The sequence below is a fragment of the Sphingopyxis sp. GW821-FHT12F08 genome, assembly GCF_058806755.1.
The window spans coordinates 275,589-300,251 of record NZ_JBXAQA010000001.1 but is presented as its reverse complement, the minus strand read 5'-3'; the positions used below and the strand labels follow the sequence as shown (position 1 = coordinate 300,251).

The following is a 24,663-nucleotide window of genomic DNA, read 5'->3' as shown; positions in this document are numbered from 1 at the left end:
TCCATCAATTCTAATTGTTCTATTTTTCGATTATGCATAAATGATGTCTATCAGTCGCGTCTCGCTCTACCATCTCGAAACCCTGCTCTGGATCGACCGGCTCGGCACCTTTTCGGCGGCCGCCGAGCGGCTCAATACGACGCAGCCCGCGGTATCGGCGCGGATGCGCGAACTCGAAGCGCGGCTCGGTTCGACGCTGTTCCGCCGCGACGGGCGGACGATGTCGCTGACCGCCGCGGGGCGCAAGCTGGTGCGCGACTGCGACCCGCTGCTGCGCGACATGCAGCTCGCGCTGCTCGGCAGCGGCGGTTATGGCGAAGCGAGCGGGGTGGTGCGCATCGGCGCGGGCGAGATCGCGGCGGCGAGCTGCCTGCCGGGCTTCGTCGCGGCGCTGAAGGCCGATATGCCGGGTGTCGGCCTCGAGATCGAGATCGACCTCACGGCGAACCTGATCCAGCAATTGCTCACCGGGCGCACCGACATGGTCTTCGCCGCGGGACCGGTCGCGCACCCCGCGCTCAAGACCAGCCCGATCGGCGAGGTCGCGCTCGTCTGGCTCGCCAGCCCCGCGGTCGCGGCGACTTTCGGCGAGGGCGCGAGCGTCCCCGTCTGGTCGCTCGCCAGCCCGTCGCCGATCCATGGCCGGATGCGCGAGGCGATCGCGGCGTCGCGCATCGCGCAAAAGTCGCTGAACCTCTGCAACAACGCGCGCACGATGATCGACATCGCGCGCACGGGCGGCGGCATCGGCATCTTCCCCGAACCGATGGTGCGCGGCGAACTGGCCGGCGGCGCGCTGGTCGGGATCGCCGATATGCCCGCGCTGGCGCCGGTCGAATTCCATGTCGCGATGCGCGTGTCGGACAGCGAGCCGGTGCTCGCGCAGATTTTCGAACGCGCGACGGCGCTCGATCTCGCCGAGGCGTCAGGGTAGCGGCAGGCCCAGCACCGCCGACAGGTCGGCGAGCGCCTGTTCGCCGCTCGTCACCTTGATCGCATGCATGCCGAGCGCCGCCGCGGGTTTGCAGTTGATGCCGAGGTCGTCGAGATAGACGCACTCCGCAGGTTCGACGCCGAGCGTTTCGCACATCATCAGATAGATGCGCGGGTCGGGCTTGCGCACCCCCGCCTTGCTCGATTCGATGACATGCTCGAAGCGCGCCATGATGCGCGCCACCACGGTCGCGGCCTCGTCGCTGCGCGTCATGCCCGCGCCCTTGACGCCCTTGCCGCCAGGGACATTGTTGGTGATGCAGCCGATGTGGAAACCCTTCGCCCTCAGCGTGTCGAGCGCCGCGACCATCGCCGGGCGCACCGCACCGGCGATCACGGCGAGCACGGCTTCGCCTTCGAGCTCGCACCCCAGCGCGCGCGCTTCTTCGGCGAACAGGCGGCCGAACGCCGCGGCGTCGATCTCGGCGCGCTCGAACTTCGCCCAGGCATTGTCGTCGGGGTTCGCCGCATTGACCCGCCGCACGAAATCGCGCGGCAGTCCGCGTTCCGCTTCCAGCCGGTTGAAGGCTTCAAAGGGCGAGGCGGTGATGACCCCGCCGAAGTCGAAGATGACGGTGGTGAAGTTCATGGCAAAACGACGATCCCCGCCTTGGGGTCGGCGGCACCCGACAGCATTTCCTGATAGGCGCCGAGCGCGGCCTCGCCCCCGCCGCGTTTGTCGATCGCCGCGAGCCGGGGCGCGACGTCCATGAAGGCCAGCCAGGCTTCGGCGATCTTCTGCCCGAAAGCCGGACCGCCCCAGTCGGCGATGCGCTTCTGGCTGCGGCCGGGGGCGAAGAAGCCCTGGCGTTCGGGTCCGGGCAGCCCCTCGACATCGGCCTGCGCGTCCCAATGCGATTTGCCGACGATGATCGAGGCCCTGAGCTGGCCCCCGAAATGACTGTGCACGACGCGCGTCACCGCGCCATTGCCCGCCATGTCGACCAGTGCCGCGGGGCTTGCCGGGTTGAGCGTCATGATCTGGTCGTAGCTGATCACCCGGTCGTAGATTCCCTGCGCCGCGAGCGTCTCGACATTGGCGGCGCTGGTCAGCCCGATCGTTTCGGGGCGATGCCCGGGCCGCTGGGCGAGCGAAAAGCCGAGCCCGATCGCGGTCTTGCTCGACGCGCTCGCGATCAGGATCTGCGCCGCGCCATAATCGCCCTCATCCTCGAACTGGTCGGCGATCAGCCAGCCAGTGAGGAAGAGCGGACGGAACACCGGCCAATAATCATGGTCGGCGGCGCGATAGTCGTGCAGTGCGCCGACGCGCTGATAATGGTTGTAGATCGGCGGCAGGGTGGTGCGGCGCGGGGTGACGTCGGTGAAGCCGCCGGGCCCGGCATTGGCGGTGGTCAGTACCGCGTGGCTCGCCATCGGATAATAGCCGTAGAAACTCTCGCCGACCGCGAACCCTTCGGCGGTGCTCTCGGTCACCGTTGCGAATCCCCACACCGGCAGGCGGCCCGGCGCGTCGCGTTCGGCGAAGAAATCCCAATAGCCCTGGTCGTTCCCGAACAGCCCTGCGGGCCTGCCGAACACCGCATAGGTGATGTTGTTCGCGGTCATCGCATAGCTGTCGATGCGCACGCGGACCTGCCCCGGCGCCAGCGGCTCCGCGGGATCGGCGACCAGTTCTGCACGCGCAATATCGTCGCGATCGATGTCGATCGCCCATCCGGTTTCGTTCATCTGCGGACCCCTCCGGCTGCTTGCCCGCGGACGCGGGTTCGGCGATAGTCATACAGATGGCAGCGCCCCTGACAATCGCGGTCAAACGCATCCACGATCCCGTAGCGGCAAGCGACGGCGCGCGTTTCCTCGTCGACCGGCTGTGGCCGCGCGGGGTGTCGAAGGAGAAAGCGGCGCTCGCCGCGTGGCTGAAGCCGCTGTCGCCGAGCGACGCACTGCGCAAGACCTATCATGGCGCGACGGTCGATTCGGATGACGCGTGGGATGCGTTCCGGCTCGACTATTTTGCCGAACTCGATGGCGGCGGCGATGATGTGAAGGCGGCGCTCTTCACCCTCGACGCGGCGGCGCAGGCGGGCCCGGTGACGCTGCTTTATGCCGCGAAGGACGCCGAGCGGAACAATGCCGTCGCGCTGCGCGACTGGCTGCTTTCGCGCTAACCCGCGACCGTATCGAACAGCGAGCCGATCGCGGTCGTCGCGGCCATCGCCATCGCGCCCCAGAAGGTGACGCGCGCGACGGGACGCAGCATCGGCGCATTCCCCGCCCAGGCGCCGAGCGCGCCCAGAATCGCAAGGAAGATGAGCGAGGCGGCGGACACCGTGAGGGGTAGCGTCTCGCCGCTGTCGACCAGCACCGTCGCAAGCGGTAGCGCCGCACCCGTCGCGAAACTCGCCGCCGAAGCCACTGCGGCTTGCACTGGTCGCGCCGCCGTCGCGTCGGTCATGCCAAGCTCGTCGCGCAAGTGCGTATCGAGCGCATCGTGCGCCGTCAGCTCCACTGCGACCTGTTCGGCGAGCGCGCGGCTCAGCCCGCGCTGCTCGTAAATCTGCGTCAGCTCCTCCAGCTCGAATTCGGGGTCGGCCGCGAGATGGCGCTTTTCCAGCTCGACATCGGCCCTCTCGGCATCGCCCTGCGAACTCACCGACACATATTCGCCCGCCGCCATCGACATCGCGCCCGCGACGAGCCCCGCGACCCCGGTCAGCACGATCGCATGCGGCGCGGTGCCCGCCGCGGCGACTCCCGCGATCAGGCTGGCGGTCGAGACGATCCCGTCATTGGCGCCAAGGATCGCAGCGCGCAGCCAGCCGATGCGTGTGATGGCATGGGTTTCCTCGTGCATGCACGACCCCTTACCAGAAGCGGGTGACGCCGAACTGGTCGAACAAGGCTTCGTTGGAAATAAGCGTCAGGCCCTCGATCTGGGCTTGGGCGATCAGCATGCGGTCGAAGGGATCGCGGTGGGGGATTGGCAGGGCGCCGGCGAGCCGGGCGTGGTCGGTGGTCAGAGCCAAAGACTCGAGATTGTCCTTGGCGATTTCGTCGGAGAATTCGAGCGCATGGGCTCGCGCGAAATCGAGTTTTCCAACGCGATGTTTCTGCGCGATTTCAAAAGCGGAAATGGCCGACGCATAGATCGGCGCGTCCCGCCGTTGCAGAAGGTCTCTGACCCGGGACGGCAGCATGTCGGGTGAATAGGTGGCCCACAACAAGCTGTGGGTATCGAGCAAATAACCCTCGCTCACAGTTTGTCGTTGGGATCATCGGCGTCGCAATTCCACAACGCGAGGTCTTCTTCCGGCAGCGGATCCCAGAAACCGTCTTCCAGGGGATCCTTGCCCGGTGGAATCAGGTGGGCGAGGCGGCCGAGTTGCCGCTTCGGCTTCACCACCTCTTTCACCGGCATCAGCTTTACCACCGGTTCCTTGCCGCGCGCGATCGTCACCTCTTCGCCCGCGAGCACGCGGGCGATCAGGCGCGACAGATGCGTCTTCGCTTCGTGGATGGTCACGATCGTCATGCCATCAGCTTAGCTAAGTCACTTGACTAAGTCAATGCGGCAGCTTCAATCCCGGCCGCGCCCAGCGCGTCTTCACCAGCCGCCCGGTCCCCGACAGCGTCAGATAGGCGTCCTGCATGTCGCCGCCGCCGAAGGCGATGTTGGTGGTGAAGATATCGTCGGTGGTGACGAATTCGACCAACTCGCCCTCGGGTGAGACGACGCTGATCCCGCATTCGCCGATCGTCGCGACGCAGATATTGCCGTTCGCCTCCATCGCGAGGCTGTCGAAGAATTTATAGCCCGCGGGGCGATAGAGCGGGATGCCCGGGCCGCCGGGACCCGCGTCGGGGGCGACCTTGCCCGGGGCGATGATGTTGAACTGGGTCAGGCGGCAGGTATAGGTTTCGGCGGCGTAGAGCCTGGTGCCGTCGGGCGACAGGCCGATGCCGTTGGGGTTGTAGCTGGGGTAGATCACTTCCTCGACGAAGCTGCCGTCGGCCTTGCCATAGAAGATGCCGACGATGTCGTGGCAGCGCTTTTCATAATCGACCTTGCCATGGTCGGTGAACCAGAAGCCGCCATGATGGTCGAACATGATGTCGTTGGGGCCGCGCAATATGATGCCCTGGTCGCCGGTCTTGTAGAGGATCTCGACCTCGCCGGTGTCGATGTCGATCCGCTCGATCCGCCCGCCCGAATAATCGTCGGCGATACCGTGCGGCGCCAGATAGCCGTCCGATTCGAGATAGTTGAAGCCGCCGTTGTTGCAGCAATAAAGCTTGCCGTCGGGGCCGATCGCGAGGCCGTTGGGCCCGCCGCCGGGGGTCGCGACCACCTCCTTGCGCCCGCCGGGCCAGCAGCGCGTGATCCGCCCCGCCTCGATCTCGACGACGATGACGCTGCCGTCGTCCATCGCCACCGGCGCTTCGGGAAAGCGCAATCCGTCGGCGATCAGTTCAAACTCGGCCATCCTCGTCTCCCTTGCTCTCAGTCATTCGCTGTGCTTTCGGATCATCATGCCCGTTCGTTCGCTCTTCGCCAGCCTTTTCTACGAAGCCGACGCCGGGTCGGCGGACCTTCTTGAAGAGTTGGAGCATAGCTGCCGCCAACTCGCCGAGGACGATCTGGCCGGCCGGCGCTGGAGCCGCGAGCATGGCTATAAGGGCTATACCAGCTATGCGAGCCTCGGCGACCTGCCCGAGCGCGATCCGGCGTTCCACGACCTCAAACGCCTGCTCGACAGGCACGTGAAGGCCTTCGCCAAGGCGGCGCATTTCGACCTCGCCAAGCCGCTGAAGCTCGACAGCCTGTGGGTCAATATCCTGAAACCCGGCGGCACGCACAGCGGGCATATCCACCCGCACAGCATCGTCTCGGGCACCTTCTATGTCGCGGTCCCGCCGGGATCGGGGGCACTCAAGCTCGAGGACCCGCGCCTTGCGATGCTGATGGCCGCGCCGGGGCGGACCGACGATGCGCCCGAGCACCTGCACCCCTTCGTCTATGCCGAACCAGCGGCCGGGCGCGTCTTCCTCTGGGAAAGCTGGCTGCGGCACGAGGTGATGCCGCACAGCGGCAAGGGCGAGCGGATCAGCATCAGCTTTAACTATCGCTGAGGCGGCCTATATGGGGCGCATCTGACCAACCCCCATCCCGTTCGTGTCGAGCGAAGTCGAGACACGCCGGCGCAGCGCGAGAGGCATCTCGACTTCGCTCGATGCGAACGGAATAGTTAGAAAGTCCTCCATGACCGACACCGCGACCTACGACGCCGACCTTCAGCTCTTCATCGCCGGTGCCTGGCGGAGCGGCGAGGGGCGCGAGGCGCGGCCGGTGTTCAACCCGGCAACCGCGGGCACGATCGCCGAGCTGCCCGTCGCGACCGCCGCCGACCTCGACGAGGCGCTCGCCGCCGCCGAGCGCGGCTGGCCGAGCTGGCGCGCCAAGACCCCCGACGAGCGCGCCGCGCTGATGCACAAGGCCGCGGGGCTGATCCGCGAGCGCGCCGAGCATATTGCGACCTTGCTGACGCTCGAACAGGGCAAGCCGATCGGCGAGGCGCGCGGCGAGGTGCTGTCGGCGGCGGGGCTGCTCGGCTATTTCGCCGAACAGGGCAAGCGCATCGAGGGCCGCGTGCTCCAGCGCCCGCTCGGCCAGCGCGCGATGGTCACCAGGCATCCGGTCGGCCCGGTCGCGGGCTTCAGCCCGTGGAACTTCCCGGTCAACCTGATGGTCAAGAAGATCGCGCCCGCGCTCGCCGCGGGCTGCGTCGTGATCGCCAAGGCGCCCGAGGAAACCCCGGGCTGCACCAGCGCGATCATGCGCTGCCTGGTCGACGCCGGCATCCCCGGCGACGCGGTACAGCTCGTCTATGGCGACCCCGATCAGATCAGCCGGCACCTGCTGGGCAGCCCGGTGATCCGCAAGGTCAGCTTCACCGGCTCGACCGCGGTCGGCAAGCATCTGATGAAGCTCGCCGCCGACGGAGTGAAGCGGATCACGATGGAGCTGGGCGGCCACGCCCCGGTGCTGATCTTCGACGATTGCGATCTCGAGGCGACGCTCGACAAGGTGGTGTGGCAGAAGTTCCGCAACGCAGGGCAGGTCTGCATCTCGCCGACGCGCTTCTACGTCCAGCAGGGTATCTATGACGCGTTTGTGAAGGGCTTTGCCGAGCGCACGGCGAAGGTGAAGATCGGCAGCGGTCTCGACGCCGATACCCAGATGGGCCCGCTCGCCAACGCGCGCCGCATCCCCGCGCTCGAAGCCTTGGTCGCCGATGCCAAGGCGAAGGGCGCGCGCGTGATCGCGGGCGGCGAGGCGACGGGCAACGGCTATTTCTTCCAGCCTACCGCGATCGCCGACGTGCCGGTCGAGGCCGATGCGATGAACCACGAACCCTTTGGCCCGATGGCGCTGATCCGGCCCTTCGGGACCGAGGAGGAAGCGCTCGAGCAGGCGAACCGACTGCCCTACGGCCTCGCCGCCTTTGCCTTCACCGAGAACGGTCGCCGCATCAACCGCATCGTCGATGCGATCGAAAGCGGCATGGTCGGGGTGAACAGTTTCGTGATTTCAACGCTCGACACGCCGTTCGGCGGGATCAAGGAATCGGGCTTTGGCAGCGAGAGCGGGCCCGAGGGGCTCGATGGCTATCTGGTGACCAAGGCGGTTCATATTTATTGAGCTCCAAGATTCTCCCTGTCGCGAAGCGTTGGGGAGGGGGACCGCTCGCGAAGCGAGTGGTGGAGGGGTCGGCAACGTTTGCGCCATTACCCCTCCGTCGGCGCTTCGCGCTGCCACCTCCCCTTGGCTTCGCCATGGGGAGGATCTTTTCAGTCTCTTTCCAGCCGCACAAAATCCCGCGCCATCGGCGCCAGGTGCGCGCCGCCGTCGACGAAGATCGTTTGCCCGGTCACCGCCTCGGCACGTGCAAGCCAGGCCACCGCATCGGCAATCTCGGCCGGAGCCGGCAGCACACCCAGCGGCATGCGCCGCGCAAGCCGTTCGACCTGCGGCGCCGAATAGTCGTCGGTCGCCATCGTCAGCCCCGGCGCGACGGCATTGACCCGCGCACGGCCGCCGAACGCGACCGCGAGCGTCGCCGTCGCCTGCCACAAGGCCGATTTCGACAGGCTGTAGGCGATCTGGTCGGGCACCGGATGCCGCACGCGCTGGTCGACGATATTGACGATCGCGGGGCGCTTGCCTTTGCTCGCCGCGACCAGCGCTTTCGCGAGCATCACCGGCGCCGACAAATTTACCTGCATCATCTCGGCCAGCGCCGCCGCCGACAGGTCGGCCCACTCGCCTTCGGCAAAATGTGCCGCATTGTTGACCAGCAGGTCGGGCGCGCGGCCGAATTTCTCGATCACCGCCGGGATCAGCGCATCGACCGCGGCGGGGTCGGCGAGGTCCGCAGCAAAGCGGTGACTGAGCGCTCCGGTCTCCGTCAGTGCGTCGGCCAGCACCGGATCAGCGTCGCCGGGGCTGCGCTTGTGCAGCGCCAGCGCATAGCCCTCGCGCGCCAGCCGGGCCGAAATCGCGGCGCCGACGCGGTGGAGGCCCCCCGTCACCAGCGCCAACTTCTGCGTCACTTGCGCGCCCGCCGCATCGTGATGCCGATTTCTTCGCCTTCCTCGGCGATCGCCAGCTTGACGATCTTGACCTCGACCTCGTCGACCTTGTCGTCCTGCAGGAACAGCGTGTCGATGATATGGTCGGCGACGCTTTCGATCAGCACGAAATGCACGTCCTTGGGCAGGCCGTCGGTCGCCGCGAATTTGAGGTGCATATAGTTTTTCGAGCGGCTCAATGGCGTGGTCGGCTCATAATGGTCGGCCATCGCCAGCCGCGCGCGCACCGAAATGCGCAGCGGCTGCGGCAAATGCGTTTCTTCGGAATAGATGCCGGTGAGGACATCGACGGTCAGCCCGTTCACCTCCAGCCACAATGTATCGGTCACAAGAAATTCCTGTTCGGCGGGGACGACATTCGGCTTTGCATCGCCGCGCCGCGCCCCTAAAGCGCCGCCGCATTAGCGAAAGGGTGCGCGTTGGTCGAGTTACTTCCATTGTCCGATATCGAGCCGCAGGCGGTCGAGCACCTGCTCGACGAAGCTTTCGGATCGGATCGCTTTGGACGAACCGCCTACCGTATCCGTCAGGGCATGGATGCGGTTCCGGCACTGAGCTTCGCGGCCGTCGAGGGTGGCGGGCTGATCGGTACGATCCAGTGCTGGCCCGTTGCGCATCATGCCGCCGACGGCACCGCGATCCCGCTAGTCATGGTCGGCCCTGTCGCGGTGCGCCCCGATCTCCAGCGCGGCGGCCACGGCCGTGTGCTGATGGCGCAGATGCTCGAAGCCGCCGGGACCGAAGCCGACGGCGCGCTGATGATGATCGGCGATCCCGAATATTATGGCCGCTTCTTCGGCTTCACCGCCGATGCGACGGGGACGTGGGACCTGCCCGGACCTTATGAGAAGCACCGCCTGCTCGCGCGTGCGGTGAATGGGCACGCGCTGCCGACGGCGGCGGGTATGATCGGGCCGCGGTGAAATTTGTTCACGCGAAGACGCGAAGAGGCCGCGTTTGCCGCGAAGCGGCCTTTTTCATGAAGACCTTGCGGAACACCGACCCGTCGCAGGAATGAGGGGCCTGCCGGTCCGAACCTTCTTCTTCGCGTCTTCGCGTGAACCAGATTCGCGCCGCGCCGTCGGACTTGCGCCTCGTCTCGCGGTAAAGCCGACTTGCACCCTCCGCACGTCCCCCTATGTCGGATGGATGGTCACCCCCGCGCCATCGCTTCCCAAGGACTTCGCGCAGCTGTCGCTGATCGAGGCCGCCGAACTGCTCGCGGCGCGCAAGCTGCCGCCGGTCGAGAGCTGGCATCCCGAACGCACGGGCGACAGCGCGATGGAGATTCGCGCCGACGGCAGCTGGTATCACGAGGGCGGGCGCATCAACCGGCCGGCGATGGTCAAGCTCTTCTCGACGATCCTGCGCCGCGAGCCCGACGGCGGCCATGTCCTCGTCACGCCGGCCGAGAAATTGTCGATCGCGGTCGAGGACACCCCCTTCCGTGCGGTCGAAATGAAGAGCGAGGGCGAAGGCGAGAACCGCCAGCTGCTATTCCGTCTCGATACCGACGACCTCGTGATGGCGGGCGCAGACCATCCGCTCGGCTTCGGGAGCGATCCCCATGATCCCGACCCGCGCCTCCATGTGCGCGGGACGCTCGGCAATGGCCTCGAGGCGCGCATCGACCGCGCGCTCTATTATGAGCTCGCCGAGCTGGCGCTGGCGGAGGACGAAAAGTCGCCCGCCATCTGGTCGAACGGCGCGCGCTTCCCATTGTCGAGCGCCGCCTGATGCTCTCCGAAAAATTGCGCGTCGCGCTCGAAAATCTGCTGCCCGGCGACGACGAGGACGAAACCTATCTCGGCACCCCGACGCTGCGCGATGCGGCGGTACTGATCGCTTTCACCGACCGCCCCGACCCCGGGGTGATCCTGACCCAGCGCCCGCAATGGCTGCGCAGCCACGCAGGACAAGTGGCCTTTCCCGGCGGCAAGATCGACCCCGGCGATCGCGACGCGGTCGACGCGGCGCTGCGCGAGGCCGAGGAGGAGATCGGGCTCCACCGCCGCGACGTGACGATCGCCGGCACGACCGAGGCCTATCGTTCGGGCAGCGGCTATCACATCACCCCCGTGCTCGGCGTGATCCCGCCCGACCTGCCGCTCGACCCCAATCCCGACGAGGTCGAGGACTGGTTCGAAGTGCCGCTGGGCACGCTGTTCGACCCCGCCAACTACCACCGCCAGCAAGCGCATTGGCAGGGCCATGATCGGCACTATTATGACATGATGTGGCAGGGACGGCGGATCTGGGGCGTGACGGCGGGTATCATCGTCAATCTGGCGCGGCGGCTGCCCGCGGGCTGGCACCGCTGAGGATGGGGACGACCCTGCTGCCCGACGCCGAATGGCGCCACCGCGAAGGCCTCAAGCGCATCGTCGCGGCGCTGACCGCGCGCGGCGGCGCGGTGAAGCTCGTCGGCGGCGCGGTGCGTGACACGCTGCTGGGCCTGCCCGTCGCCGACATCGACCTCGCGACCCCGCTGACCCCCGACAAAGTCACCGAAAAGCTCGAGGCGGTGGGGATCAAGGTCGTGCCCACCGGCATCGCGCACGGCACCGTCACCGCGATCGCCAGCCACGACCGGCACGAGATCACGACGCTGCGCCGCGACGTCGAAACCGATGGCCGCCGCGCGACAGTGGCTTTCGCCGACGACTGGCGCGACGATGCCGCGCGGCGCGATTTCACGATCAACGCGCTCTATGCCGACCCGAAGACGGGCGCGGTGGACGATTATTTCGGCGGGCTCGCTGACCTCGAAAGCGGGTGCATCCGCTTCATCGGCGACGCGGCGACGCGCATCGCCGAGGACCATTTGCGCATCCTGCGCTTCTATCGCTTCGTCGCGCGCTTCGGGCACGGGGTGCTGGACGCCGATAGCCACGCGGCGGTGATCGCGGCGCGCCAGTCGCTGAAAAGCCTGTCGCGCGAACGTGTTGCCGACGAACTGACCAAGATGTTGGCGCTTCCCGATCCGCGTGCGATCGTCGGCCAGATGGTCCGCGACGGGATTTTCGAAGTGATCCTGCCCGAGCTGTCGCCCGATTTCGCCGATACGCTCGATCGCTTGATTGCGAACGAAGCCGCTGTCGCCGCGGAAACCGACGCGCTGCGGCGCCTCGCCGCGCTCTTGCCTCCCGAGGCGGCGATCGCCGACCAGGTCGCCGGTCGCCTGCGCTTTTCGACGCGGCAGCGCAAGCGCCTCGCCGTGCTCGCGGGGCATCGCGCCGAACGATTGCCGCCGCCGCGCCGGCTGGCGCACGCGATCGGAACCGGCGCGGCCGCCGACGTCTATCTGCTTGCCGGGGACAGCGAAGCCGCGATGGAGGCCGCGCGGCAGCTGTCGGGCTGGCATGTCCCCGAATTGCCGCTGAAGGGCGGCGACATCGTCGCGCGCGGGGTCGCCGCGGGTCCCGAGGTCGCGCGGCTGCTCAAGGCCGTCGAAGCCGAGTGGGTGGCGGAGGATTTTCCGGATGCGGCGCGCGTCGCCGAACTGCTCGATCAGAATATCGGGCGGCTGAGCGACTCGCGCCAGTAAACGAACGCTTCATCCTCGGCCATCGGCCGCGCGAACAGGAAGCCCTGGCCGAAATCGCAGCCGAGTGCCGACAGCAGCCGCGCCTGGTCGGCGGTCTCGACTCCCTCCGCCGTGGTCTTCATCCCCAGTGCCTCGGCCAGGCTCTGGATCGTGCGGACGATCGCCACCTTGTCGCGGTCGTCGACCATATGCTCGACGAAGCTGCGGTCGATCTTGAGCACGTCGAGCGGCAGCCGCTGGAGATAGGCGAGGTTCGAATAGCCGGTGCCGAAATCGTCCATCGCGACGCGCGCCTGCAGCGCCTTCAGTTCGCTCAGCACCGACAGCGCGAGGTCGGGGTCGCCGATGATCGCGCTTTCGGTGAGTTCGATCATCAGCCGCTCGCCGCCGATGGCGTTCGCGGCCAGCGCCTGGCGCACCACCGCGGCGACGTCGTCGCGCACCAGCTGGATCGCCGAGACGTTGACCGAGAAATAGCAGTCGACCGGCACGCCGCCGTTCTTGGCGTCCCATTCGGCGAGGGTGCTCGCCGCCTTGGCGATCGCCCATTGGCCGAGCGGGACGATCAGCCCCGAATCCTCGGCGACGGGGATGAACTCGGTCGGCGATATCGACCGGTCTCCATCATTGTCCCAGCGCGCGAGCGCCTCGAAACCCGCGACCTTGCCCGTCGAAAGCTCGACCAGCGGCTGGAAGGCGAGGTGGAGGCGGTCTTCCTCGATCGCGTTACGCAGCGCGGTTTCGAGCCCGAAGCGATTGTCCGAGAGCATTGCGGCTTCGGGCTCGTAAATCTCGATGCGGTCGGTCTGTTTGGCGCGCTTCAATGCGATCTGGGCGTGGCGGATCTGGTCGGCGACATCGGTGTCGCCGCCGGGCTGGATCGTGCAGCCGAGCGCGCAATCGACGCTGACTTTCAGCTCGCCGATGCGGAAGGGATGGTCGAAACAGCCGCGGATACGCCGCGCGATCTCGCGCACGTCGGCCCGTCCGCCCGCGATGCGCGACGAGATGGCGAATTCGTCGCCGCCGGTGCGCGCCAATATATCGCCGCTGCGCAGGCTCGATTTCAGCCGCCGCGCCACGGTGATGATCAGCTCGTCGCCCGCGAGCGGGCCGATATGTTCGTTGATGCGGCTGAAACGCGCGAGGTCGAGCAGCAGGATCGCATGGTCGGCTTCGCCGTCGGCGGCGATGCGCTCTTCGACCAGCTCCTCGAACCCGGCGCGGTTGGGCAGCCCGGTCAGGCTGTCCGACACCAGCTCGCGGCGCAGGTTGCGTTCGGTCATCATTTCCTGCGTGCGATCGATCAGCGTCAGCAGGAAGAGGTTTTCGTCGCCGCATTCGCCGGACAGCACGCCGATCGACCCGCGCAGGTCGCGCGCGGCGGGGCCGTCGCCCAGCTGGCAGGCGAATTCCTGGCCGTCGTCGGGGTTCTGCGCGATGCGTTCGATTGCGCGGCGGAGTTCGATCGGGGCGTTGGCGCCGGCGGGCGAGAGGTTCAGCCGGTCGAAGGCGGCGTTGCTCGCGTGGAGGCGAAAATTGCCGCGCGCCAGCGGCCGGATAAGCGCGGCGGGTACCGGAAGGGCGTCGATCCAACCGACGAACAGGAGCGGCCGGTCATCACCGGTGCGATCAATGGGCATAAAAGAGGGTTTTGTGCGACCTTTCCCCATGGCCTCATGGGCGTAGGGGCGGGGAGTAAAAAAGCTATTTACGGCAACATGGAAAAGCGATCAGTCGAAGCGGTTGCTCCTCGGAAAGCCTTCGGGGGGATTGCGCCCCGCGGCGCCGCGCGCGACGCGCCATAAAGAGACGTCGACATTGCTGCGCATCCGGCCCGTTTCGCCGCCCATTTTCCAGCTGAGCCCGTCGGCCAGCACGATGGTCGTCGCATCGGACAGCCCCCCGTCGCGAAAGCGTTGCAGCGCGACGCCCTGGCCGCGCGCCATCACCGGCACTTCGCTCAAGGGAAAGACCACCAGCTTGCGGTTCTCGCCGATCGCCGCGACGCTGTCGTCGCCCGCGCCGACGGGGCGAACCACGGCGAGCTGCGCCTTGGGTTTCAGATTGACGACGTTGCGGCCCTTGCGCGTCTCGGCGATCAGTTCGGCCATTTGCGCGATAAAGCCGTGCCCGCTCGTCGAGGCGAGCAGCAGGCGGCCTTCGGCACTCGCGGGCATCATCGCGACGATCCGCGCTTCGGAATCGATGTCGACCATCAGCCGCAGCGGCTCGCCGAAGCCGCGCCCGCCCGGCAATTTGTCGGCGCCGACGGTGTAGAAACGCCCGTCGCTGGCCGCGATGAGCAATTTGTCGGTGGTCTGCGCGCGCACCGCGAACAGCAGTTCGTCGCCTTCCTTGAACTTGAACTCGCCCCACCCTTCGGGCGCGACATGGCCGCGCTGGGCGCGGATCCAGCCGCGTTTCGACAGGATCACCGTCACCGGCTCCTTCTCGATCATCGCATCGAGCGGGATGTCGCGCGCCGGCGCCGCCTCGGCGATCGTCGTGCGGCGCACGCCGAGCAGGGTGTCGAGGCCGTAGACGGCGCGCAATTTCTCGAGGTCCTTGCGCAGCCGCGTCTTCTGCCGCGCCGGGCTTTCGACCAGCTTCGCCAGTTCCTCGCGCTCGGCGACGAGGTCGGCCTGTTCGCGCTTGAGTTCCATTTCCTCGAGCTTGCGCAAGCTGCGGAGCCGCATATTGAGGATCGCCTCGGCCTGGCGGTCGGTCAGCACGAACTCCGCGATCATCACGGGCTTGGGCTCGTCCTCGGTGCGGATGATCTCGATGATCCGGTCGAGATTGAGGAAGGCGATGATGTAGCCGGCGACCAGTTCCAGCCGGTCGTCGATCTTCGCGATGCGGTGCTCGGCGCGGCGGACGAGCACGACGATCTGGTGCTGCAGCCATTCGGTGAGCAGCTGTTTCAGCCCCATCACCTTGGGCGTGCGCGTCGCGTCGAGGACGTTGAGATTGAGCGCGAAGCGGTTTTCGAGATCGGTCAGCCGGTAGAGGCTTTCCTTCAATATGTCGGGGTCGACGTTGCGGCTCTTGGGCACGATGACGATGCGTAGATCCTCGGCGCTTTCGTCGCGGACATCCTCGAGGATCGGGAGTTTCCTGTCGGCGATCAGCTGCGCGATCTGCTCGATCAGCTTGCCCTTGGCGACCCCGTAAGGGATTTCGCCGATCACCAGCTGCCAGGTGCCGCCCGCTTGCCGCTCGATCCCCGTTTCCTCCCAGACGCCGTCGGCCTTGCCGAGCGAAAAACGCGCGCGGACGCGAAAGCCGCCGCGGCCGGTCGCATAGGCGTGGGCAATCGTCTCGGCACTGTCGACGACGATGCCGCCGGTCGGGAAATCGGGACCCTTCACATGGTCGAGCAGTTCGGCGAGCTCGGCGCGCGGGTTCTCGATCAACACCAGCGCGGCGTCGATCACCTCGGCGGCATTGTGCGGCGGGATGTTGGTCGCCATCCCGACCGCGATCCCGCTCGCGCCATTGGCGAGCAGGTTCGGGAAGAGGCCGGGCATGATCTCGGGCTCTTCGTCCTCGCCATTATAGGTCGGCTTGAAATCGACGGTGCCCTCGTCGAGCCCCTGCATCAGGTCGACCGCGACGCGCGTCAGCCGCGCCTCGGTGTAGCGATAGGCGGCGGCATTATCGCCGTCGATATTGCCGAAATTGCCCTGGCCGTCGACGAGCGGGTAACGCAGCGAGAAATCCTGCGCGAGGCGGACCATCGCGTCGTAGACCGCAGTGTCGCCGTGCGGGTGGAACTTGCCGATGACGTCGCCGACGACGCGCGCCGATTTCTTGTAGCCCTGCGACGGATCGAGCCGCATCGCGCGCATCGCCCACAAGAGGCGGCGGTGGACGGGCTTCAACCCGTCGCGCAGGTCGGGCAGCGAGCGCGCGGTGATCGTCGACAGCGCATAGACGAGGTACCGCTCCGACAGCGCGCTGTCGAACGGGGTGTCGCTCATGCCGGGAACGGGGTCGGAAGCTGGAAGATCGTCGTCGGTGGTCGCCATTGTCCGGGGCGGATAGCAAGCCCCGCGCCGCATGGCAAAGGGCGATGGCGTTTTCACACATTCGTTCGGGTGACATGCGGCGGGCCTTGATTTGTTTTGCGTGAAGACGCGAAGAAGGTGGTGCGCGATCGAGCGGAGATTACCGATCCTCCCCGGAACGGGGAGGGGGACCATGCGAAGCATGGTAGAGGAGTACGCGAGGTCATACGCTGCGCCTGACTGCCCGTACCCCTCCACCACCCTTCGGGTGGTCCGCGTCCCCCTGCGGGGGAGGATCGGCGAGGTCCGCTAACGCCCAATAACCGCCCTCCAAGCCTCACCCTTTTTGCGACTTTGCGGCTTTGCGCGAACCTTGTTCTTGCCCGGCCTCCACGTCGTTCGCGGGCGCGGGAAAGCCGAAGAAGGCGCGGCGGGCGACCTCGCCGGCGGCGCGGAGCGGGGCGAGTTCGGCGTTATAGGCGGTTTCATAGGCCTCCACCTCTTCGGGATCGAGCTCGCGTTCGTAGTCGGGGTCGCCGAATTGGCCCTCCTCGTCGCCGATGAAGTCGCCCGGCGGCGGGAAGTTGGTGCGCAGTTCGTTCTTTTCCTCGTCGTGCCAGACGGTCATCGCTTCGGCCTCTTCCTCGGGGGTCCCGTCGGGCAGCGGCTCGGACTTGAAACCCTCGGAAAACTGCGCAACTTCATTCGCGATCGGGGTATTTTGCCACAGCGCGGCGAGCGGGTTGGCGTGGTTGTCGCGGCCCGCAAGCCAGCAGGCGAGCGCCGCGCCGGGGCCGGATGGGGCGTCGCCCTCGTCGCCTACAGGAAAATCGAGGTCGAAGAGCGCGAGGAAGCCCGGCCAGTCGCCCGCGACGATCTGCGCCAGCATCGCCTCGCCCGCCCTGGCGCGGGTTTCGACCATGCGGTCGAGCCGCGCGAGCATCGCGAGGCCGAGGCGGCCGTCGTGCCGGCGCCGCCGCGTGAGGCGGCGGTCGTCGAGCGGGTCGACCTGGCTCGTTTCCTCATAGCCCCAGATCGCGCGCTCGAGCAGCTCGTCGGCGAGCCGGTCGCGCGCGATCAGCGCCGCCGCCGCCCAGCCGATGCGGAACGCCGCGCCTTCGGGCCGCTGCTTGAGCTGATAGGCCGCCGAGGGCGACATGCTGACCATCGCCGCGGCGCTGATCACCGAGCCCGTGGCGGCAAGGGTTTCGAGGAAGGTCCGCTGGAGCGCGGGGGTCCAGTGGTAGCTGCCGGGCGCGGGGATGTCGGCGGGGCTCGGCGTCCGGGTATCGAGGTTTTCCATCGAGTCGCTCCTTTTGGTGATGTGAAACTGACATAATGAACCATATGGGCACATTTTAGGAAAGGGCTGTTTCGTCCGGGGTGATCCTATTTTTGTCGTGCGGCGGTTTTTTGGGCAGCGGGTGTCCATATTTTTCGCGCAGAGGCGCAGAGGGCGCAGAGATGTCGCACCATCGCCTCTGCGGTCTCTGTGCCTCTGCGCGCATTAATTTCACCAGTGCGGTGTGGCCGGTTACGCGTGGGATCTGCCGTAACGATCTTCCCCGCTTGCGGGGGAGGGAGACCGCGCCCGAAGGGCGTGGTGGAGGGGCTATCCGCCTGACGCGCCGCTTGAGGACGCGAGCCCCCTCCGTCAGCGCTGCGCGCTGCCACCTCCCCACAAAGTGGGGAGGATCGTCTTAAATCCGCTCCCAAAAGCCGCCCCGCCCGGGGGCGCAGGTTCGAATGGCCTTGCGGACTATATTGCAAATGAATTGCAATAACGATAATAGCGACCCATCGCAGCACAAGGATCGATCATGAGCGACCGTATCGCCGCCGCCGCCAAGCTCGCCCCCTCCGCCTCGCTGACCGTCGAGGACGTGAAGAGCGTCCGCCACTGGAACGAGCATCTGTTCAGCTTCACGATCAGCCGCCCGGCGAGCTTCCGCTTCCGGTCGGGCGAGTTCGTGATGATCGGGCTGCCCGGCGGCGAGGGGCGTCCCCTGCTGCGCGCCTATTCGATCGCCAGCCCCGCCTGGGCCGAAGAGCTGGAATTCCTGTCGATCAAGGTGCCGGGCGGCCCGCTCACCTCGCGGCTCCAGCTCATCCAGCCCGGCGATCCCGTCTATCTCGGGCGCAAGCCGACCGGCACTTTGGTCGCCGACGCGCTGACCCCGGGGCAGCGGCTGTTCCTGCTGTCGACCGGCACCGGCCTCGCGCCCTTCCTCAGCCTCGCGCGCGATCCCGATATCTATGAGCGGTTCAACCAGATCATGATCGTCCATTGCGTGCGCCGGGTCAGCGACCTCGCCTTCCGCGACGAGCTCGAAAGCCAGCTTGCGGGCGATCCGCTGGTACAGGATCAGGCGCTGCTGCAATTCCATTACCTGCCGACGGTGACGCGCGAGCCCTTCCGCACCATGGGCCGGATCGACGCGCTGATCGACAATGGCGCGCTGTTCGGCCACTCGCTGACCGGCCCCGCCGCTTTCGATCCGGCCAGCGACCGCATCATGATGTGCGGCAGCATGGCGATGATCCGCGAGTTGCAGGCGCGGTTCGAGGCGCTGGGCTTTACCGAAGGATCGAACGCTTCGCCCGGCGACTTTGTGATCGAGCGGGCGTTCGTGGGCTAGGGCCACTGCCTCTCCCTTGATCGGGGAGGCAGCGAGACTTGGCGGCTTGCCGCCTGGTCGCAGCGGTGGGGGTGCGGTTTCGGCCTGCGCTGACGGTGCCGTGACGCGCCATCACCCCCATCCAACTCCGCCAGATTGTCTTGATCGCGAAATCCCCTTCGCAAACGAAGGGAGCAGAATGCGCCAACCCCGCAAGGCGCCTTGTTTTTCTTGCGCGGCTTTCGCCTTTCGCGCATCCCGGCAACGGGAGAGGACCGTTTGTGACAGCTTTTGACGACAATCCGCCGGGGCTGGTGGCGCGCGCCGTGCGGCGCCTGCTGCTGGCGATGTACCGGCTGCGCGGCTGGAAGGCCGAGGGCGAGGTGCCCGAGCCGCGGCGCTTCATCATCATCGCCGCGCCGCACACCAGCAACTGGGATTTCGTGAACTTCCTCGGCCTCACCGCCGACCTTGGCGTGCGCGCGCATTTCATGGGGAAGCTGTCGCTGTTCAAATGGCCGATCGGCGGCTTCATGAAACAGATGGGCGGCATCCCGGTCGACCGCCACAATGCGTCGAACGCGGTGCAGCAGATGGTCGAGCAATTCGCGCGCCGCGCCGAATTCATGCTGACCGTCGCCCCCGAGGGCACGCGCGGCAAGGCGAAGAAATGGCGCACCGGATTCTACCAGATCGCGCTGGCGGCGAAGGTACCGATGGTCGTCGGCTTCATGGACTATGCGAAGAAGACCGGCGGGCTCGGTCCGCTGATCTGGCCGACCGGCGATTTCCGCGCCGACATGACGAAGGTGCTCGAAGTCTATAAAAGCTGCATCCCCAAATTTCCGGAGCGTGCGGTGACGTCGATCGATGATATCGTGGGGACCGACTAGAGCGCGGTGCTAAAATAACCCGTTTGCCCTGAGCTTGTCGAAGGGCTGTTCTTTCTTTTCAATGTTGCAAAGAAAATACGGTGCTTCGACAAGCTCAGCACGAACGGGGTTAGTGGGCAGCGAGGGCAGGAGACGGCGATGACGAGCGTGGGAATCGTGCTGGCGACCAATTTCTTCGGGCTGATCCTGGTCATCGGCCTCTTGTGGCTGATCGCGCTGCAGATCCGCGACGTGTCGTTCATCGATGCCTTCTGGGCGTTCGGGATGGTGCTGCTGGCATGGGGCACCGCGGCGCAGGTGGGCAATGCAGGACTGCGCGCGCAATTGCTGCTCGGGCTGACGACGCTCTGGGGGATGCGGCTCGCGATCCATTTGTTCGTCCGGTGGCGGCGCAGCGGCGAGGACCCGCGCTACCAGAAGATCATCACGAGCATCATGAAGAAGCGCCACTGGGGCTGGGAGGTCACCGCGCTGGTCAGCGTCTTCCTGACGCAGGCGCCGCTGCTCTTCATCACCAGCCTGCCCGCGCAGATCGGCATCTGGGCGAGCGCGGCGGCGCCGTCGTCGGCGATCGGTATCCTCGGCTGGATCGGCGTCGGCGCGGCGCTGGTCGGCATCGCCTTCGAGACCGTCGGCGACTGGCAGCTGGGCCGCTTCCGGGCCGATCCCGCGAACCAGGGAAGGGTGCTCGATACCGGGCTGTGGCGCTACACGCGCCATCCCAATTATTTCGGCGACGCGCTGACCTGGTGGGGCATTTTCCTCGTCGCCGCCGACGCCGCGATCTGGGTCGCCGCGGCGAGCGTGGTCGGGCCGCTGTTCCTGAGCTTCACCCTCACCAAATGGTCGGGCAAGGCTTTGCTCGAACGCGGCATGAAGCACACGCGCCCGGGCTATGACGATTATATCGCGCGCACGTCGGGCTTCATCCCCTGGCCGCCGAAAAAACATGGCGCTTGACCCGGGCCTCGACGCCGACGCGCCCGTTCCGGCCGACGTCAGCGCATTGGGCGACGCCCAGCGCATCCGCGCGATATTGACCGAAGCGGCGCGCGAAGGGCGCAGCGTCAGCTACTCCGAGTTGCTCGGCGACCTGGGCTTTCGTTTTTCGCGGCCCAAGATGCGCGCGGTATGCCGCACGCTTGAAGAGGTCGACCGGCTGTGCGCGGCCGACGGCGAGCCCGACATGGCGGTGCTGGTGGTGCGCGAGAGCGACCGGCTGCCGGGGCAGGGCTGGTGGGTCGGCGGGACCGCGCTGCTGCTGGGTTACGACGGCCCGTGGGAGGGCGCAGCGGCTGCGCGCTTCATTCGGGAGCAGCAGCAGGCGGTGTTTGATTTTTGGGCGGGGCGGTGAGCGGCCGAAAGCGATCCTCCCCGGAACGGGGAGGATCGGCAACGTCCGCTCCCCACCCCAAAGCTGACACGCGGCGGGCCTATTTCTTCAACCCGATCTCGCGCAGCCGTTCCTGCAGATATTCGTCCGCCGTGATCGGCGTCGGATAGAGGTTCGGGTGCGACGCGCCGATGCAATTTTCCAGCGTCTCGATCGGATAGTCCGAGCGGAAGTGGAGGAAGAAGGGCATCGAATAGCGCGCGACGCTCGCGCGGCCGGCGTCGGGGTTGCGCACGCGGTGGGTGGTCGAGGGCAGGCGGTTGTTGGTCAGCCGCTGGAGCATGTCGCCGACATTGACCGCCATCGCGCCCGGCGGGGGGCTGACCGGGAGCCAGCTGCCGTCCTTGTCGAGAATCTCGAGCCCCGCTTCCTCGGCGCCGAGCAGCAAGGTGATCGTGTTGATATCCTCATGCGCCTCGGCGCGGATGCCCTTGGCGGGGGCCTCGACCGGCGGGTAATGGAGCAGGCGCATCACGCTGTTGCCGTCCTTCACCGTGTCGTCGAAAAAATCGGGGTCGAGCCCCAGATAGCGGGCGATGCCCGACAGCAGCCGGCCGCCGACGCGGTCGAATTCGGCGAAGAGCTTGTCGTATGCGGTGCGGAAGCCCGCGACCTCGGCGGGCCAGACATTGTTCGGCTGCTGCGCGGCGAGAGGATGGCCCGCGGGCAGGTCGCGGCCGACGTGCCAGAATTCCTTGAGATCGACCTCCTTCGCGCCCTTGGCGATCTCGGTCCCGAAGGGGGTGTAGCCCCGCGCGCCCCCGCCGCCGGCGATATGATAGGCGCGCTTCTGTTCCTCGGGGAGCGCGAAGAAGGCCTTGGCCTTGTCCCACGCCTCGTCGATCAGGCCGGGGTCGATGCCATGGTCGGTGATCATCGCGAAGCCGAAGCGTTCGAAGGAGGCGCCGAATTCTTGCGCGAACCGGTCGGCGGGAAGGGCCATGGAGATTATAGGGACGGCGGCGGTCATAGGTTCATCCATATCAGGGCGGGACATGGCCCGCGACTCTGTTTCCGCATGTAGGAGCGTCGGGGATGGAGGGAAAGAGGCTCGCTCTTTTCAAGTGGGGCGGGCATGCCTAGAGAACCAAAGCCCCTCTCCTTCGGGGGAGGGGCAGCGAGACTTGGCAGCTTGCTGCCTGGTCGCAGCGGGGTGGGGTTTCGCCACCTTGTGCAAGGCCGGCAGACCCCACCCCAACCCCTCCCCTGAAGGGGAGGGGCTTAGAAAAGCGCACCGACATGGCAAAACAATATTGGCTGATGAAATCCGAACCCGACGCCTATGCGTGGGAGCAGCTCGTCAAGGACGGCAAGGGCATGTGGGACGGGGTGCGCAACCACACCGCCAAGCTGAACATGATGGCGATGGAGGTCGGCGACGAGGCGCTCTTCTATCACAGCAATATCGGCAAGTTATGCGTCGGGATCATGGAGATCGTCGAGACCGCCTCGCCCGATCCGACCGCCGACGAAGGATCGCCCTGGGTGATCGTGCGCGTCGCGCCGGTGCGCCCGCTCGCTTATCCGGTGACGCTCGCGGCGATCAAGGCCGATCCCAAGCTCGCCGACATGGACCTGATCCGCCAGTCGCGGCTGTCGGTCGGGCGCGTCACCCCCGCCGAGTGGAAGCATATCCTGAAGAAGTCGGAAAAGCCCGAGGGCTGAGCGCTCGGCCCCTCGCGTTAGGAGTGGGTGCAATCATCACCGTAGCCCTGAGCCTGTCGAAGGGCGCCTCACCGAGAAGCGCCCTTCGACAGGCTCAGGGCTACGGTTTGTTCGATAGAAAGCTGCTCAGTCCTTGAGGTGGCTCAGCGTCGCCTGCATATGCTGCGCGACCGACGGGTGCAGTGGCGACACGAATTCGCAGCCGAAACCGATGCCTTCGGCGCGGCGCACGATCGCCTCGATCGCCTGCAGCCCGGGCAGGTTCACCCAGACGTGCATACCGATGCGCAGCCGTGCGAAGGTGACGACGCGAAAGCCCGTCGCCGACAGGTCGAACAGCTCGACGTCGAAGGGATTGCACCCCGCCTCGCGCATCCGCGCGCGGCCGCCGACCTGCGTACGCGTGTCGCGGCGGACATTGCCGGCATCCTTGATCGTGAAATTGGGCTGGTACGTCACGGTCCGCTGCGTCCCATAGAAGATGGCCATAGAAGGTGGAGCGGCCACCCTAGGCGCCGATGCTTTCCGCGGCGTAACCGGACATGGTAAATTTCGTTAAAGCCGGGGTTATCCGTCCCGCGGCGGGACGCTTATTTGTCCCAGGGCGATTTTTCGGCATCGCCGCTGCTGCCGCCGTCCGACTGTTCATAAGCGCGATCGGCGGCGCGGTCGGCGGCGACGATCACCCCGGCACCCATCATCCCGCAGCCGACGAGGCCGAGGATGCTGAGGCAGCCGAGCCCCATCAGGATCGAACGGACGATATCGGTCATCGCTTGGGCCCCATGCTGAACATCGGGGCGGGATTAGCCGGGCAGGGTAAAGATCGGGTTTACTCTGACGGACGGACGCGGCCGCGGCCCGCCTTGACCGCGCTGCGCGCCTTCTTGCCGTCGACGCGCCGCGCTCTGGCTGCCTTGCTCGGCTTGGTCTTGATGCGTTTTTCGGGGCGGATCAGCGCCTGGTCGACCAGCGCGTTCAGCCGCGCGCGGGCGTCGGCGCGGTTCGCCTCCTGCGTGCGAAACTGGCGCGCGAGGATGATCAGCTCGCCGTCGGTGGTCATCTTGCTGCCCGCGAGAGTCTTCAGACGCTTATAGGCTTCGGGGTCGAGCCCGAGCGCATAGACGTTGACGCGCAACTGGCACGCGGTCGCGACCTTGTTGACATTCTGTCCGCCCGGACCGGTTCCGGCGAGGAATTTCTCCGAAAGCGCGCTTTCGGGAATGTCAGCCACGCGTCGGCTCCGCGCCCTCCGGGGCGGCAAAGCCCAGCGCGATGAAGCGGTCGGGGAAGGGGGCTTCGGCGACGATCGGCGGCTTCTCGCCGCGCCGGACGACCAGGCGTTCGGCGTGGAGCATCGTGCGATCGCGGGGGCCGCCCTTGCCATAGACGGGATCGCCGACGAGCGGAAAGCCGAGGCCTTCGAGCGCATGGACGCGGAGCTGGTGCGTGCGGCCGGTTTCGGGGCGGAAGCGCAGCAGGCTGCGGCCCCCCGCCTCGGCGAGCTTTTCCCAATGCGAGATCGACGGTTTGCCCCCCAGTTTCCGGTCGCCGTCGCCGACCATGCGCCAGCCCTCCTCGGCGGTCGATACCTTGGCGAGCGGCAGGTCGATCGTGCCGCTTGTCCCTGCGACGGCGCCGTCGACGATCGCGAGATAGGCCTTTTCGACTTCGCGCGCCTCGAACGCCTGGGTGAAGCGGCCATGCGCCTTGGGATTGCGGGCGAGCAGCAGGCAGCCCGAGGTGTCGCGGTCGAGCCTGTGGACCGCGAGCGGCCAGCGCTTGAAGCCGAATTTCAGCGTGTCGAGATGGTTGATCAGGCTGATGCCGCCATCGCGCGGGGCGTCGACGGGCAGGCCCGCCGGCTTGTCGACGACGATCGCTTCGCCATCGAGGAACAGGATATGATCGGTCAGCAGCATCGGCG

The 24,663-nt window shown here is 66.8% G+C and carries 29 protein-coding genes; 13 read left to right on the top strand and 16 right to left on the bottom strand.

Annotated elements, in window-relative coordinates; genetic code table 11:
* Positions 1-43 precede the first annotated feature (43 nt).
* Complete coding sequence (locus AC1RNQ_RS01465) at positions 44-934, top strand: LysR family transcriptional regulator (RefSeq protein ID WP_493169381.1); 891 nt, start codon at positions 44-46, stop codon at positions 932-934.
* Here the strand turns inward: AC1RNQ_RS01465 and AC1RNQ_RS01460 are convergent.
* Together AC1RNQ_RS01460 and AC1RNQ_RS01455 are read right to left on the bottom strand one after the other, a co-directional pair.
* A complete protein-coding gene (locus AC1RNQ_RS01460) occupies positions 926-1,582 on the bottom strand; it encodes an HAD-IA family hydrolase (RefSeq protein ID WP_493168330.1) in 657 nt (218 codons plus the stop codon). The two genes, AC1RNQ_RS01465 and AC1RNQ_RS01460, sit on opposite strands and share 9 nt — an antisense overlap.
* The gene (locus tag AC1RNQ_RS01455; protein ID WP_493168328.1) at positions 1,579-2,685 is read right to left on the bottom strand and encodes a DUF2855 family protein; all 1,107 of its coding nucleotides are present in this window, start codon (positions 2,683-2,685) and stop codon (positions 1,579-1,581) included. Before AC1RNQ_RS01455 ends, AC1RNQ_RS01460 begins: the two co-directional genes overlap by 4 nt.
* Positions 2,686-2,741: 56 nt before the next feature.
* Here AC1RNQ_RS01455 and AC1RNQ_RS01450 point away from each other — a divergent pair, with 56 nt between their 5' ends.
* Positions 2,742-3,125: a DUF488 domain-containing protein gene (locus AC1RNQ_RS01450; RefSeq protein ID WP_493168327.1), complete on the top strand. Its 384-nt coding sequence runs from the start codon at positions 2,742-2,744 to the stop codon at positions 3,123-3,125.
* Here the strand turns inward: AC1RNQ_RS01450 and AC1RNQ_RS01445 are convergent.
* Genes AC1RNQ_RS01445 through AC1RNQ_RS01430 form a run of 4 tightly spaced genes read right to left on the bottom strand, consistent with a single transcriptional unit; the run spans position 3,122 to position 5,441 of the window.
* Positions 3,122-3,811, bottom strand: coding sequence for a VIT1/CCC1 transporter family protein (locus AC1RNQ_RS01445; RefSeq protein ID WP_493168325.1), 690 nt, complete (start codon positions 3,809-3,811; stop codon positions 3,122-3,124). The two genes, AC1RNQ_RS01450 and AC1RNQ_RS01445, sit on opposite strands and share 4 nt — an antisense overlap.
* Before the next feature lie 10 nt (positions 3,812-3,821).
* Positions 3,822-4,214, bottom strand: coding sequence for a type II toxin-antitoxin system VapC family toxin (locus tag AC1RNQ_RS01440; protein ID WP_493168324.1), 393 nt, complete (start codon positions 4,212-4,214; stop codon positions 3,822-3,824).
* Complete coding sequence (locus AC1RNQ_RS01435) at positions 4,211-4,489, bottom strand: type II toxin-antitoxin system Phd/YefM family antitoxin (protein ID WP_493168323.1); 279 nt, start codon at positions 4,487-4,489, stop codon at positions 4,211-4,213. Before AC1RNQ_RS01435 ends, AC1RNQ_RS01440 begins: the two co-directional genes overlap by 4 nt.
* Positions 4,490-4,520: 31 nt before the next feature.
* Entirely contained in the window at positions 4,521-5,441 is a 921-nt protein-coding gene (locus tag AC1RNQ_RS01430) for an SMP-30/gluconolactonase/LRE family protein (protein WP_493168322.1), read from the bottom strand.
* Between the two features lie 46 nt (positions 5,442-5,487).
* Between AC1RNQ_RS01430 and AC1RNQ_RS01425 the strand changes: the two genes are divergently transcribed.
* Together AC1RNQ_RS01425 and AC1RNQ_RS01420 are read left to right on the top strand one after the other, a co-directional pair.
* The gene (locus AC1RNQ_RS01425; RefSeq protein WP_493168321.1) at positions 5,488-6,087 is read left to right on the top strand and encodes a TIGR02466 family protein; all 600 of its coding nucleotides are present in this window, start codon (positions 5,488-5,490) and stop codon (positions 6,085-6,087) included.
* Between the two features lie 130 nt (positions 6,088-6,217).
* A complete protein-coding gene (locus tag AC1RNQ_RS01420) occupies positions 6,218-7,657 on the top strand; it encodes an NAD-dependent succinate-semialdehyde dehydrogenase (protein ID WP_493168319.1) in 1,440 nt (479 codons plus the stop codon).
* Positions 7,658-7,806: 149 nt separating this feature from the next.
* Here the strand turns inward: AC1RNQ_RS01420 and AC1RNQ_RS01415 are convergent, their stop codons facing one another.
* Positions 7,807-8,568 (bottom strand): SDR family oxidoreductase, encoded by a 762-nt coding sequence (locus AC1RNQ_RS01415; protein WP_493168317.1) that lies wholly within the window; start codon positions 8,566-8,568, stop codon positions 7,807-7,809.
* Positions 8,565-8,936: a dihydroneopterin aldolase gene (locus AC1RNQ_RS01410; protein ID WP_493168315.1), complete on the bottom strand. Its 372-nt coding sequence runs from the start codon at positions 8,934-8,936 to the stop codon at positions 8,565-8,567. The genes AC1RNQ_RS01415 and AC1RNQ_RS01410 overlap by 4 nt, the downstream gene beginning before the upstream one ends.
* A 90-nt stretch (positions 8,937-9,026) precedes the next feature.
* Between AC1RNQ_RS01410 and AC1RNQ_RS01405 the strand changes: the two genes are divergently transcribed.
* From AC1RNQ_RS01405 to AC1RNQ_RS01390, 4 genes are all read left to right on the top strand, one after another.
* Complete coding sequence (locus tag AC1RNQ_RS01405) at positions 9,027-9,530, top strand: GNAT family N-acetyltransferase (protein WP_493168313.1); 504 nt, start codon at positions 9,027-9,029, stop codon at positions 9,528-9,530.
* Between the two features lie 226 nt (positions 9,531-9,756).
* Positions 9,757-10,344 (top strand): DUF1285 domain-containing protein, encoded by a 588-nt coding sequence (locus AC1RNQ_RS01400; protein ID WP_493168312.1) that lies wholly within the window; start codon positions 9,757-9,759, stop codon positions 10,342-10,344.
* On the top strand, positions 10,344-10,928 hold the full coding sequence (locus AC1RNQ_RS01395) for a CoA pyrophosphatase (RefSeq protein WP_493168311.1): 585 nt from the start codon (positions 10,344-10,346) through the stop codon (positions 10,926-10,928). Before AC1RNQ_RS01400 ends, AC1RNQ_RS01395 begins: the two co-directional genes overlap by 1 nt.
* A 2-nt stretch (positions 10,929-10,930) precedes the next feature.
* Positions 10,931-12,154: a CCA tRNA nucleotidyltransferase gene (locus AC1RNQ_RS01390; RefSeq protein ID WP_493168309.1), complete on the top strand. Its 1,224-nt coding sequence runs from the start codon at positions 10,931-10,933 to the stop codon at positions 12,152-12,154.
* On the opposite strand, the gene AC1RNQ_RS01385 is transcribed toward AC1RNQ_RS01390, so the two are convergent.
* The 3 genes from AC1RNQ_RS01385 to AC1RNQ_RS01375 all read right to left on the bottom strand — a co-directional run bounded on the left by AC1RNQ_RS01385 (position 12,118) and on the right by AC1RNQ_RS01375 (position 17,470).
* A complete protein-coding gene (locus AC1RNQ_RS01385) occupies positions 12,118-13,797 on the bottom strand; it encodes a putative bifunctional diguanylate cyclase/phosphodiesterase (RefSeq protein ID WP_493168307.1) in 1,680 nt (559 codons plus the stop codon). The genes AC1RNQ_RS01390 and AC1RNQ_RS01385 overlap by 37 nt on opposite strands.
* Before the next feature lie 90 nt (positions 13,798-13,887).
* Positions 13,888-16,188 carry a DNA topoisomerase IV subunit A gene (gene parC, locus AC1RNQ_RS01380; protein WP_493168306.1) on the bottom strand — a complete coding sequence of 767 codons (2,301 nt, stop codon included), beginning with the start codon at positions 16,186-16,188 and terminating at the stop codon, positions 13,888-13,890.
* 316 nt (positions 16,189-16,504) lie between these two features.
* On the bottom strand, positions 16,505-17,470 hold the full coding sequence (locus AC1RNQ_RS01375) for a hypothetical protein (RefSeq protein ID WP_493168305.1): 966 nt from the start codon (positions 17,468-17,470) through the stop codon (positions 16,505-16,507).
* A gap of 517 nt (positions 17,471-17,987) precedes the next feature.
* Between AC1RNQ_RS01375 and AC1RNQ_RS01370 the strand changes: the two genes are divergently transcribed.
* From AC1RNQ_RS01370 to AC1RNQ_RS01355, 4 genes are all read left to right on the top strand, one after another.
* Positions 17,988-18,806, top strand: a complete 819-nt coding sequence (locus tag AC1RNQ_RS01370) for a ferredoxin--NADP reductase (protein ID WP_493168304.1) — start codon at positions 17,988-17,990, stop codon at positions 18,804-18,806.
* A 260-nt stretch (positions 18,807-19,066) separates the two neighbouring features.
* The gene (locus AC1RNQ_RS01365; protein ID WP_493168303.1) at positions 19,067-19,678 is read left to right on the top strand and encodes a lysophospholipid acyltransferase family protein; all 612 of its coding nucleotides are present in this window, start codon (positions 19,067-19,069) and stop codon (positions 19,676-19,678) included.
* Between the two features lie 138 nt (positions 19,679-19,816).
* On the top strand, positions 19,817-20,638 hold the full coding sequence (locus AC1RNQ_RS01360) for a DUF1295 domain-containing protein (RefSeq protein ID WP_493168302.1): 822 nt from the start codon (positions 19,817-19,819) through the stop codon (positions 20,636-20,638).
* Positions 20,628-21,032 carry a ribose-phosphate pyrophosphokinase gene (locus AC1RNQ_RS01355; RefSeq protein ID WP_493168300.1) on the top strand — a complete coding sequence of 135 codons (405 nt, stop codon included), beginning with the start codon at positions 20,628-20,630 and terminating at the stop codon, positions 21,030-21,032. The genes AC1RNQ_RS01360 and AC1RNQ_RS01355 overlap by 11 nt, the downstream gene beginning before the upstream one ends.
* Before the next feature lie 79 nt (positions 21,033-21,111).
* Here AC1RNQ_RS01355 and AC1RNQ_RS01350 read toward each other — a convergent pair whose 3' ends face one another.
* A complete protein-coding gene (locus AC1RNQ_RS01350) occupies positions 21,112-22,041 on the bottom strand; it encodes an isopenicillin N synthase family dioxygenase (RefSeq protein ID WP_493168299.1) in 930 nt (309 codons plus the stop codon).
* Between the two features lie 269 nt (positions 22,042-22,310).
* Between AC1RNQ_RS01350 and AC1RNQ_RS01345 the strand changes: the two genes are divergently transcribed.
* Positions 22,311-22,736 (top strand): EVE domain-containing protein, encoded by a 426-nt coding sequence (locus AC1RNQ_RS01345; protein ID WP_493168298.1) that lies wholly within the window; start codon positions 22,311-22,313, stop codon positions 22,734-22,736.
* 126 nt (positions 22,737-22,862) lie between these two features.
* Here the strand turns inward: AC1RNQ_RS01345 and AC1RNQ_RS01340 are convergent, their stop codons facing one another.
* From AC1RNQ_RS01340 to AC1RNQ_RS01325, 4 genes are all read right to left on the bottom strand, one after another.
* The gene (locus AC1RNQ_RS01340) at positions 22,863-23,225 is read right to left on the bottom strand and encodes a PilZ domain-containing protein (RefSeq protein ID WP_493168297.1); all 363 of its coding nucleotides are present in this window, start codon (positions 23,223-23,225) and stop codon (positions 22,863-22,865) included.
* A 101-nt stretch (positions 23,226-23,326) separates the two neighbouring features.
* Entirely contained in the window at positions 23,327-23,509 is a 183-nt protein-coding gene (locus AC1RNQ_RS01335) for a hypothetical protein (protein WP_493168295.1), read from the bottom strand.
* 59 nt (positions 23,510-23,568) lie between these two features.
* Positions 23,569-23,970 carry an alternative ribosome rescue aminoacyl-tRNA hydrolase ArfB gene (gene arfB / locus AC1RNQ_RS01330; RefSeq protein WP_493168294.1) on the bottom strand — a complete coding sequence of 134 codons (402 nt, stop codon included), beginning with the start codon at positions 23,968-23,970 and terminating at the stop codon, positions 23,569-23,571.
* Entirely contained in the window at positions 23,963-24,658 is a 696-nt protein-coding gene (locus tag AC1RNQ_RS01325; protein WP_493168292.1) for an RluA family pseudouridine synthase, read from the bottom strand. Before AC1RNQ_RS01325 ends, arfB begins: the two co-directional genes overlap by 8 nt.
* Between the last annotated feature and the right edge of the window lie 5 nt (positions 24,659-24,663).